The organism is Chitinimonas sp. BJB300, from assembly GCF_002735695.1.
Classification (GTDB): Bacteria; Pseudomonadota; Gammaproteobacteria; order Burkholderiales; family Chitinimonadaceae; genus Chitinimonas.
Genome location: NZ_PDZH01000057.1, coordinates 18,856 through 29,120, shown reverse-complemented (window position 1 = coordinate 29,120; position 10,265 = coordinate 18,856). Strand labels below are relative to the sequence as shown.

Below are 10,265 nucleotides of genomic sequence, written 5' to 3'. Positions count from 1 at the left end.
GTTTACGATCCACGCTTCCTTCCCACGCTCGGTCGCCCTCACGCAGTTGCGCTTCACTTCGTTCGCTGTGATCAACTTACGGCGGGACTTCCACCCGCAGGAGTGCGCCCATGCTGGGCGCACATGACCAAGAAACGCCACACGCTCCGTGTGGCGTTTCTATTTGGGCAAACTGTACTGTCGAAGTACATTGAAACTGTAACTATGCAGGGAAAGCTGGTTGGCACACAGTAGGCGCATAGTCTTTGGAGCTGTACTTATGTCCCCCATTACCCGTGTTTTAGTGTGCGCCGGCCTTATTGTTTCGCTTTCGATGGGCATTCGGCACGGTTTCGGGTTTTTTCTACAGCCGATGACCGGTGAGTTTGGCTGGACGCGTGAGGTATTTGCTTTTGCCCTGGGCTTCCAGAATCTGGTCTGGGGTTTGGCGCAGCCCTTTACCGGCGCATTGGCCGACCGTTGGGGAGCGGTAAAAGTGCTGGTGGTCGGGGCGATTCTGTATGCCGCAGGGCTTGCACTGATGACGGTGTCGAGCACTGGGCTGCTGTTTTCTGGCTCCGCGGGCTTATTGCTTGGCCTTGCCCTTTCGGGGTCAACCTACAGCATCGTGTTTGGCGTAATAGGCCGGACCGTACCAGAAAATCGGCGCTCGCAAGCCATGGGTATTGCGTCAGCCGCCGGGAGCTTCGGCCAGTTTCTGATGGTGCCGGTCGAGCAACAGCTCATTTCAGGCGTCGATTGGGCCAATGCATTGTTGATCCTGGCTGCGATGTCGTTATTGATTGTTCCTGCGGCAAGGGGTTTGAAGGAACCGCCTCAGCCACCCCACCCACAAGGTAGCCAAAGTGTCTGGGCTGCAGCAGGCGAAGCATTCCGCTACCCCAGCTTCCAGATGCTGATGGCCGGTTATTTCGTTTGCGGCTTTCAGGTGGTGTTTATTGGGGTTCACCTCCCGGCTTATTTGAAAGACTTTGGTTTACCGCCCAGCGTGGCGGCGATTGCACTGGCGCTGATCGGACTCTTTAATGTCTTCGGTACCTACACCGCAGGCCAACTAGGCGCGCGCATTACCAAGAAATATCTTCTTTCGGCTATCTACTTGGCGCGTGCCGTAGCGATTACTTTGTTCTTGCTTGTGCCTTTGTCGCAATGGAGTGTCTGGGCCTTTGCTGCCTTCATGGGCTTCTTTTGGCTTTCCACCGTCCCGCTCACCAACGGGGTGATCGCGACCATCTTTGGGGTGAAGCATCTGGGTATGTTATCGGGCTTCGTTTTCTTCTCGCATCAGATAGGAAGCTTCCTCGGTGTTTGGCTCGGGGGTTGGCTATACGACCATACGGGTTCTTACAACGTCGTTTGGTATATCTCGATTGCCCTGGGGGTGATGGCAGCCATTATTAACTGGCCAATACGCGAGCAAGCCATTGACCGCAGCCCAGCGCTGTCATTGGCCAAATGAAGCGCCGATTTGTCATTGTTGCGGTGATATTGGTGGTACTCGGGCTGGTTTTTCTTACGTATCTGCGGCCAGAATCCCAGGTTGTATTGGCTAATCTATGGGCACTGTGCAGCTAGCATCTTGTATGCATGAGGGTGAGATGGAAGGCTGTGGCATTGTGCCTCAATGCCACGGTCATTGTGCAAATCCCTTCTAAAAAGGGGTGGACAAGCCATGCTATCCTCATTACCTCCCGCGCCATAAGTCCAAGGCGCATAGTGAAAACGGGCCAGCATGTCTGACGAAACTCTCAAATCCCATCGCGATGCCATTGATGCGCTCGATGTCCACATTCTGAAACTACTCAACGAGCGTGCAGGTCACGCGCGCTCGATTGGCGAGCTCAAAGGCAGCGGCTTGGTATACCGGCCTGAGCGTGAAGCGCAGGTACTTGCGCGTATACGGCAGCTCAATGTCGGTCCGCTTACCGATGAATCGGTAGCGAAGCTCTTCCGCGAGATCATGTCCGCCTGTCTTAGCATCGAGCGCCCGCTGACGATTGCCTATCTGGGGCCGGAGGGCACCTTTAGCCAGTCGGCCGCCATTAAGCACTTTGGCCATGCGGCGGTAACACAATCCTGCGCCTCAATCGACGAAGCATTCCGGGTGGTGGAAGCGCGTTCGGCCGACTATGTGGTTGCGCCGGTGGAAAACTCCACCGAAGGCGCGGTAGGCCGTACGTTGGACTTGATGGTCAGCACGCCGCTCAGGGTATGCGGCGAAGTGGAATTGCGTATTCACCATCATTTACTGCGCCGTGAAGAAGGTTTCGACGGTATTCGCCGTGTTTACTCTCATGCCCAAAGTCTGGCCCAGTGCCACGAATGGTTGAACGACAACCTGCCGGTGGAGGTTGAGCGTGTATCGGTTTCCTCCAATGCCGAAGCCGCCCGATTGGCCAGCCTGGACGGCAGCTGCGTGGCCATTGCCGGTGATGCAGCCGCAGAGCGTTTTGGTTTGAATAAGCTTGTTGAGAATATTGAAGACGAGCCCAACAACACAACGCGCTTCCTGGTTTTGGGTTACCACGAGACCACACCGAGCGGCCGCGATAAGACCAGTTTGGTGATGTCGGCTCAGAACCAGCCTGGGGCTGTGCACCAGCTGCTTTCGCCCTTGGCGGAGAATGGCGTATCCATGACCAAGTTCGAGTCGCGTCCTTCGCGTACCGGCCTGTGGGAGTATGTCTTTTTTGTCGATATTGAAGGCCATGCAGCCGAGGAAAAAGTACAGAACACGCTCAACGCTTTGCGCCAGCGCGCGGCTTTTGTGAAGGTATTGGGTGCTTATCCGGTTGCGGTACTGTGATAAGTGCATCGCAGTAGGCGTGCGGTATGCTGGCCTCTCATCGGCTATTTCCAGAACGGATGATGGATTAGAACATGCAATCGATTTGTGTTTTTTGCGGCTCGGCATTTGGCCAGCGTGTGATTTATCAGGAAGCGGCGGCTGAATTGGGCCGTACTTTGGCCGAGCAGCAATTAAGCTTGGTCTGGGGCGGCGGTAGGGTAGGGCTGATGGGGGTGATTGCCGATGCTGTGCTGGCCGCCGGCGGTCAAACCATTGGCGTCATTCCTGGCTTTATGGTTGAAAAGGAACTGGCGCATCCTGGGTCTACCGAACTGATCGAAGTCGATAGCATGCACACTCGTAAAGCCGTTATGGCAGAGCGCTCGGATGGTTTTATTGCGTTGCCCGGCGGCTTTGGGACGCTTGATGAGTTGTTCGAAATCCTGACCTGGGCGCAGCTGCATATTCACGCCAAGCCTATTGGCCTCCTAAATGTCGCAGGTTATTTCGACTCATTACTGGCCTGGGTGAAGCATGCCGAACAAGAAGGTTTTGTTCGCGGTGGCCATCTCAATCTCTTTCACGTGGCGGATACTCCGGAAGCGCTACTCAAGGCGATGCGTGGGCATCAGGCACCCAAGGGTGATTGGGCTGCTGGCAAGGTGTCGCTGGCGCACAGCTAGCGGTGCGTGACATAACCTTCCATGACCATGCGGACCATTTACGGGCGCTGATTTATGCTTCCCCTTGGTTGATGCAGGCCTTGTATGCAGCACGGGAATTAAATCTAAGCGAGTGGTGCATTGGCGCCGGCGCAGTGCGGAATCTAGTCTGGGATGTCGCGCATGGTTGGGAACCCTTGCCCCATCAGCATTCAGATATCGACTTGTGCTATTTCAATGCAGGCGATATCCGCCCTGAACGTGATACTGCACTGCAAATAATGCTGCAGCAGAAATTGCCGGCATTTAAGTGGGAAGTGGTCAATCAAGCGGGTGTACATAGCTGGTTTGCCGATTACTTTGGTTACGCTATCCCGCCTTTTACCAATTTAAGCGCTGCGGTCGCTTCCTGGCCGGAAACCGCGACTGCCGTAGCGGTTTGGCTGGATGAAAATGATGGGCTTCACATCATCGCTCCCCACGGTTTGACCGATTTATTCGATTTATGGGTGCGGCCGAGCCCTGGTTGCAACCCAGCTGCCTATCGAGCACGGGTTGAGGCCAAGCAATACGCACTACGCTGGCCGAAAGTCCGACAGGTGCCCGTTTAATGACGCTGCGGTTGGTTCAAGCCTAGTCGTGCCAAGGAAAATATACCCAGCATCCATCTTTTGGCCCGCATACCGTGATTACCTCTTTTGTCGCAATGGAACCCCCTTATGTCCCTTATCCAGCTTGCTCCCGATTACATCCGCGCCATTGCGCCGTATCAGCCCGGTAAACCGATTGCCGAGCTTGCCCGTGAAATGAATCTGGATGAAGCCAGTATCGTTAAATTGGCTTCGAATGAGAATCCGCTCGGTATCAGCCCTAAGGCGCGTGCGGCAATGTTGGAAGCGATGGACGACTTGGCGCGCTATCCCGACGGCAATGGGTTTGCATTGAAGCAGGCATTGATAGGTAAATTTGGTGTGGGTTTGAATCAAATCGTATTGGGCAACGGTTCCAACGATATTTTGGAACTGGTCGCCCGTACGTTTCTGACACCGGCCGATTCCGTGGTGTATTCGCAGTATTCCTTTGCCGTCTACCCATTGGCCACGCAGGCGGTCGGTGCAAGGGGTATCGAGGCCCAGGCGGTTGAGTATGGGCACGACCTTACCGCCATGCTGGCGGCCATCCAGCCGAATACCAAGCTGGTGTTTATTGCCAACCCCAACAACCCTACCGGCACACTCTGCCGCCCGGGTGATCTGGTTGAGTTCATGACGCAGTGCCCACCTTCGGTGCTGGTGGTGCTGGATGAGGCTTATAGCGAATATCTGCCCAGGGAAAGGCGTGTCGATTCGATTGCGTTGCAGCGCTTGCTTCCCAACCTCGTCATCTGCCGTACTTTATCCAAGGCGTATGGCTTGGCGGGTTTACGCATCGGTTTTGCGATTGCTGCGCCGGAAGTGGCAGACCTGATGAATCGCGTACGGCAGCCCTTCAATGTGAACAGCTTGGCGCAAGCCGCTGCCGTGGCGGCGTTGGACGATGGAGACTATCTGCAGGAAACCATTCGCATCAATACCGAGGGGTTGCAGCAAATCTCAAGTGCCTTTGTGCGTCTGGGCGTGCCGTTTATCCCCAGCTATGGCAATTTCATTGCCTTTCATGTGGGAGATGGCCCGGCGCTGAACCAGTTCATGTTGCAGCGAGGGGTGATTATTCGCCCATTGGCGAGCTATGGGCTGCGAGATAGCCTGCGGGTTTCGATCGGTTTGCCGGAAGAGAACGCACGGTTTATTGCTACGCTGGAAGAAGCGCTGGGCGGTTGATCAAGCACAAAATGCCGCGGCCCCCGTCGGATGACGGGAGCCGCGGAGAATTTACGTGAGTTTAGGCCAGTTTGAACTGTTCCATGGAGCGTTGCAGACCTTCCGCAACGTTGGCTAGTTCCTGCGCGGCCTGTGAGACGCTGCTGACGGTTGCACGGTTTTCATCAGACATCTGGGCGATGGCTTCGACGCGCTTGGCCAGGTCAGTGCTGGAATGACTCTGTTCACGCGTGGAAGTGGCTATGCCACCAATAGCCTGCACGACCTCGTCTGCACTGGCTTCTACTTCGCTGATGGTGTTGGAGGCGCGTTCGGAAGCAGCTACGACGTTGCCGACGATGTTGCGGCTGGTCTGCATGCTCTCTACCGCGGCCTTCGCGCCAGTTTGTATTGTGCCGATCATCTTGGTGATTTCAGACGCCGAGCTCGTCGTGCGCTCTGCGAGCTTTCTGACCTCATCGGCTACAACCGCGAACCCACGGCCTTGCTCGCCTGCACGGGCGGCTTCGATGGCAGCGTTGAGCGCCAGCAGGTTAGTCTGGTCGGCAACATCCTTGATGACAGTGGCAATGGAACCAATCTGCACTGCTTGATTGGAGAGCGATTCCAAGTCGCTGGCAGACTGCGCCACGCTGTCGTTGACCTGCTTGACCAGTTGGCTGGCCCCTTGTACATCTTCATTTCCCGCCTTGGCCTGTTTGCCGGCGCCACATGCATGGTCATTGGCCATGGCGGCATTTTGAGAGATATGGTCGATGCTGACAGTCAGTTCTTCGATTGCAGCTGCGGCACCGGCTGTAGCGTCTACTTGGTGGTCGATGCTGGCCAGCACTTCCACCGTTGCTGCGTTTAACTCCTCTGCCGAACTTGCCACAGTTTGCGCAGATTGCACAATGGCGGTCATTGTTGTGCGCAGTTGCGATTGCATCGTGGCCAGCGATTTCATCATATTGGCAATTTCGTCGTTGCCCTGGGCGTCGATGGCACCGGAAAAGTCCCCGCTGCCGATTTTGCTTAGTGCTACAGAACCACGCTTCAAGGCTGCAACAATCCCATTTTGTACAATAAGGCCTAAGGATAGGAGCACAATGGCGGCGATGATAATGGAGCCAATGATGAATTTTCTGGCACCCTCATAGGTGGTGGATGCATTGGAAATGGACTTTTCGGCAAGTCCTTGGTTTATCTTGACCAGTTCGGTTAGGGCATCATCAGCTACCTGGAACTTGGGGCGGCACTCCGCTGCCATCATTTTGGAAGCCTCATACTTCTTTACATGATCGCCGGTATCGGACTTGCTGAGTTGAATCACTTTCTTGCAGGTTTCTTCCATCGCAGCCCAAGCAGCATCATAGCGACGTAATGCATCGACTTCAGGAGGGGTAAGAGTAGTTTTGCGGTAAAGGTCCAACAGCCGGTTCATTTCCGTCGCTTGCTTTTGCCGTAAGCTTGCTATCTCGTCGTATTTAGCCTGTTCATATTCAGAAAGATGGCGGTAGTCACTGCGACTGATATAGGTGGCATATTGGTTCGCTACGGCAAGCCATTGAATCGGTTGGAGCGCATTCTTATACATGTCAACGGTCAGGTCGTTCATCTCGGCAGTACGTTGGCTGCCGACAAAACCGACGATTAGCATCGCTGCCATACCTAGCATGATCAAACCGAGAATCTTGGCCTTGATACTGAATTGCTCAAGTACAGATTGCATAGCTGTGCTCCATCTAGCTTTAGTATTGGGCAGGGTGTTTGAATCGTTGTTAAGCAATCTAGACAATTCTTGGCGATTTTGCTTGCTGACGCTTACGTCGCAATCCTCTGTGTCACCCGAATTTTGCTTGGGTGAAAGCAAGTTGTCGTTTTAATTCAATACTGCCTTTATAGGATTGTCGCGAGCAGTTATTGGCTATTTATATCTAGCGCAGCATGAGAAAGCTGCCTGCCTATAGATAGGTTTGTGCGGTGGTGCACTTTTGTGCGAATAAGGCCAGGACTAGGTTCTGCGCTTGGTTGAAGTACTTTGCCTTACGTTTGTTTGGCTACCTATACTGGTCTGCATTGGCTGTATACCTAGGAGTGGGTCATGTTTGGCAATTCGAGGCAACTGGATGTGGCGCAACAGCAGATTACGGCGCTTGAGCAGCAATTGGCTGATCAAACAAGGAAGCTGTCCTTGGCAGATACGCAGTCACAAGCTGTGAATACCCAGTTGCATGATTGTAAGCAGAACCTGACGAGCACCCATAAGCTGGTTGAGCAAATGCAGCGGATGACAGAGTCAATGGGCAGTACGCATGCCAGTATGAGCCAGCTGGCAAAGGGCATGCAGGAGGAACGTCTGCGGGCGAGCGAGATGGCCACGGCAACCACCAGTTGTGCGAAGGAGATTAAGACAATCGCCACCCAGCTGGGCTCGCTTGCCCGTGATTCTTCTCAGGCAGCCAGCCAGGTTGCCGAGCTTGATACGCGTGCCCAGCAGATTGGCGGCATCGTGCAAATGATCAAGGAAGTTGCCGACCAGACTAACTTGCTGGCTTTGAATGCAGCCATTGAGGCAGCCCGTGCAGGGGAGGCGGGGCGTGGTTTTGCGGTGGTGGCGGACGAGGTGCGCCAGCTGGCGGAACGTACGACCAAAGCGACGGGAGAGATTGCCGAACTGGTGGCAGGCATGCGCGACGATAGCAGCGCCAGTCGCGTGAAAATGGAGACCTTGGCAAGTCAATCGGGCCAATTCAGCCAGAATGGCCAGGCTGCGGCCCAAACCATGAATCACGTATTGTCTTTGGCCGCTACGGCTGAAAAAACGACCACGTCGTCTTCTCTGTGTGGTTTTTGCGAGGTGGCCAAGATTGACCATCTTTTGACTGCGTTACGTGTCTACCGCGTATTGTTTGGTTTGAGTCAAGAAACCGAGAATGACTTTGTTGATCACACGGAATGCCGCCTTGGGAAATGGTTTTATCAGGGTGAGGGCCACCAGCATGTCGGCCAGCCGGGCTATCGTGAAATGGAAGTGCCCCATCAACAATTGCATAAGCATGCGCAATCGGCGGTCAGTCAATTTCGCGCAGGGAACGCGACAGCCATGCTCGATTCAGTCCATAAGATGGAACAGGCAAGTAGCCAGGTACTCCATGCGCTGGAACGGATAGGGGCTTCCGAGTAGCTTGATGGAGCGTTCTGCCCGAATTCGGTGCAGCAGATTTCCCTCATAGAAAGTAGCGAGTAGGGCGCTTTTACCGGTGGTAAATGAACATTCCGATGGGGCTTCAACGCTCTATCGCCGTCGTGCAGCTGACGTCGAACAGGTTCTTGGGCGAACCGGGGCGTGCTAAGCTGCACGCCCTTTACCTCACTGCTGTCGCTGCATGTCGCATTCATCCACCGTTGACTTAACTGTGCGCAAGGCCCTGCTATTTGCCTTGGTGGCGGAACAGCTTTCGGTTTTTTACGAACAAGGTATCTGGATAACTGAATCGCAGGGTACAAGTCTGGCAGGGCGTTGGTTAACCGAGGCGAAGTTGGTGTTGCCGGAAGGTGAAACCCGTCAGTTTTCAGCGTTGGCTGACCAGTTGGCCCGCCAGATGGCCGATAGTCTGTCGCGTGAAGCAGGCTTATATGCAGTACATGAGATGATGGAAGCGCGTGGCCCTAGGTATGAGTCGCCATTTGCCCAGGATATACAGGCTGAATGTGAACGGCAGCTGGTTGAAAGCAAGTTGGTGTAGCGTGTATTGCAGTCATTGGGAATGTTGTTGAGCGGGGTGGCCATGTTCAGGTACACCTTTGCTTATCCGCACCCTGTGCTGTTTTCCGTCCTGTTTTGCTGATGGTGCCAACATAAGAACCCTGGTGACAAGTAGACCCCCTTTACTGATCGGGCAGAAACTTGGCATTTGCCCTAAAATAGCGCTATGACAATGTTATTGTTCAGCTTTTAAAACTTTCTCAGCCTGACGGAAAAAAACGATGATGTATCGATTTATAAGTACTTGCGTGTTGTTCTTCCTATTACAAGGGGCGGCTCAGGCCGATTTATTAGATGAGGTCAAGGCGCGTGGCCAACTGGTGGTAGGGACCAATGCAGATGCGCCACCGTTTGGTTTCCAGAATAAAGACAAAACCATTTCCGGCTACGATGTGGATATGGCTGCCTTGGTGGCCAAGAAATTGGGTGTCAAGTTTGTGGTGCAAAATCTTGACCCTGCGGATCGGGTCAATCTGCTTCGCTCGAAAAAGGTCGATGTCATCGTATCGACCATGACCAAGACGGTGGAGCGTGAGCGCCAGGTAGATTTCTCTTACGGTTATTTCGTCACTGGCCAGAAAGTACTTGCACGTAAAGGCCGGTTCCCAGATTTGAACTCATTGGCAGGCGGCAGCATTGGTGTTGCGCGCGGCACCACTTCGGAAACCCAGTTCAAGCAGCTTTTTCCAAAAGCGATGTTGATCTCGATGGATGATACCAATGCCGCGATTGCCTTTTTGAATAATGGCAAGATTGATGGTGTGACTGCCGATGAGCCTGCCTTGGCTGGCTTGCAGGTCAAGATGTCTAACCGTGACCAATATGAGATTTCGGTGTTTGCACTCTCTACCGAAGCCTTCGGCATGGCTGTACGCAAGGGTGAGACCCGTTTTGTGAAGCTGATGAATGAAGCCTTGGTCGAAGCTGAGCAAAGTGGCGAGGCTGTGCGTATTTTCAATCGCTGGTTTGGGCCAGATAGCGCAACACCTTTGATCCGTATCTTCAAGATTTCAGGTATCTAAATCACTTGTTGAGATGGTCGCAACACGGGTGAGTTGCCCAAGGCGTACAATAAAAGCACCGACCCTATGGTTGGTGCTTTTTCTTTGTGTTTGGGCGTGTTGCAAACACAGACCGGGTATTGCCGGCGTAGTTTGCAATATGGAGTGTTGCTGTATTTTTACCGTGTGGTGATTAGGGATTTGCCACTTTTGGACGTAACATGGCAGTGCTAAAGTCAGACTAGC

Annotated in this window: 9 protein-coding genes; 8 read left to right on the top strand and 1 reads right to left on the bottom strand. The window is 53.8% G+C overall.

The window, feature by feature from the left end; translation table 11 throughout:
* Positions 1 to 259: 259 nt before the first annotated feature.
* The 5 genes from CSQ89_RS11425 to hisC all read left to right on the top strand — a co-directional run bounded on the left by CSQ89_RS11425 (position 260) and on the right by hisC (position 5,270).
* On the top strand, positions 260 to 1,459 hold the full coding sequence (locus tag CSQ89_RS11425) for an MFS transporter (protein ID WP_099406292.1): 1,200 nt from the start codon (positions 260 to 262) through the stop codon (positions 1,457 to 1,459).
* A 273-nt stretch (positions 1,460 to 1,732) separates the two neighbouring features.
* Positions 1,733 to 2,806, top strand: coding sequence for a prephenate dehydratase (pheA, locus tag CSQ89_RS11420; RefSeq protein WP_099406291.1), 1,074 nt, complete (start codon positions 1,733 to 1,735; stop codon positions 2,804 to 2,806).
* A gap of 74 nt (positions 2,807 to 2,880) precedes the next feature.
* A complete protein-coding gene (locus tag CSQ89_RS11415; RefSeq protein ID WP_099406290.1) occupies positions 2,881 to 3,471 on the top strand; it encodes a TIGR00730 family Rossman fold protein in 591 nt (196 codons plus the stop codon).
* A 2-nt stretch (positions 3,472 to 3,473) separates the two neighbouring features.
* Complete coding sequence (locus CSQ89_RS11410) at positions 3,474 to 4,061, top strand: nucleotidyltransferase family protein (RefSeq protein WP_233203085.1); 588 nt, start codon at positions 3,474 to 3,476, stop codon at positions 4,059 to 4,061.
* A gap of 108 nt (positions 4,062 to 4,169) precedes the next feature.
* Positions 4,170 to 5,270 carry a histidinol-phosphate transaminase gene (gene hisC / locus CSQ89_RS11405; RefSeq protein WP_099406289.1) on the top strand — a complete coding sequence of 367 codons (1,101 nt, stop codon included), beginning with the start codon at positions 4,170 to 4,172 and terminating at the stop codon, positions 5,268 to 5,270.
* Between the two features lie 61 nt (positions 5,271 to 5,331).
* Here the strand turns inward: hisC and CSQ89_RS11400 are convergent, their stop codons facing one another.
* Positions 5,332 to 6,981, bottom strand: a complete 1,650-nt coding sequence (locus CSQ89_RS11400) for a methyl-accepting chemotaxis protein (RefSeq protein WP_099406288.1) — start codon at positions 6,979 to 6,981, stop codon at positions 5,332 to 5,334.
* A 372-nt stretch (positions 6,982 to 7,353) separates the two neighbouring features.
* Here CSQ89_RS11400 and CSQ89_RS23610 point away from each other — a divergent pair, with 372 nt between their 5' ends.
* The 3 genes from CSQ89_RS23610 to CSQ89_RS11385 all read left to right on the top strand — a co-directional run bounded on the left by CSQ89_RS23610 (position 7,354) and on the right by CSQ89_RS11385 (position 10,040).
* The gene (locus tag CSQ89_RS23610) at positions 7,354 to 8,436 is read left to right on the top strand and encodes a methyl-accepting chemotaxis protein (RefSeq protein WP_099406287.1); all 1,083 of its coding nucleotides are present in this window, start codon (positions 7,354 to 7,356) and stop codon (positions 8,434 to 8,436) included.
* A 202-nt stretch (positions 8,437 to 8,638) separates the two neighbouring features.
* Positions 8,639 to 8,998 (top strand): hypothetical protein, encoded by a 360-nt coding sequence (locus CSQ89_RS11390; protein ID WP_099406286.1) that lies wholly within the window; start codon positions 8,639 to 8,641, stop codon positions 8,996 to 8,998.
* A 241-nt stretch (positions 8,999 to 9,239) separates the two neighbouring features.
* Complete coding sequence (locus CSQ89_RS11385) at positions 9,240 to 10,040, top strand: transporter substrate-binding domain-containing protein (protein ID WP_099406285.1); 801 nt, start codon at positions 9,240 to 9,242, stop codon at positions 10,038 to 10,040.
* Positions 10,041 to 10,265: the final 225 nt, after the last annotated feature.

Bases quoted from the DNA above. Each gene is read 5' to 3' on its own strand.
- CSQ89_RS11425 (WP_099406292.1), top strand. From the start codon at position 260: ATGTCCCCCATTACCCGTGTTTTAGTGTGCGCCGGCCTTATTGTTTCG.
- pheA (WP_099406291.1), top strand. From the start codon at position 1,733: ATGTCTGACGAAACTCTCAAATCCCATCGCGATGCCATTGATGCGCTC.
- CSQ89_RS11415 (WP_099406290.1), top strand. From the start codon at position 2,881: ATGCAATCGATTTGTGTTTTTTGCGGCTCGGCATTTGGCCAGCGTGTG.
- hisC (WP_099406289.1), top strand. From the start codon at position 4,170: ATGTCCCTTATCCAGCTTGCTCCCGATTACATCCGCGCCATTGCGCCG.
- CSQ89_RS11400 (WP_099406288.1), bottom strand. From the start codon at position 6,981: ATGCAATCTGTACTTGAGCAATTCAGTATCAAGGCCAAGATTCTCGGT.
- CSQ89_RS23610 (WP_099406287.1), top strand. From the start codon at position 7,354: ATGTTTGGCAATTCGAGGCAACTGGATGTGGCGCAACAGCAGATTACG.
- CSQ89_RS11390 (WP_099406286.1), top strand. From the start codon at position 8,639: ATGTCGCATTCATCCACCGTTGACTTAACTGTGCGCAAGGCCCTGCTA.
- CSQ89_RS11385 (WP_099406285.1), top strand. From the start codon at position 9,240: ATGATGTATCGATTTATAAGTACTTGCGTGTTGTTCTTCCTATTACAA.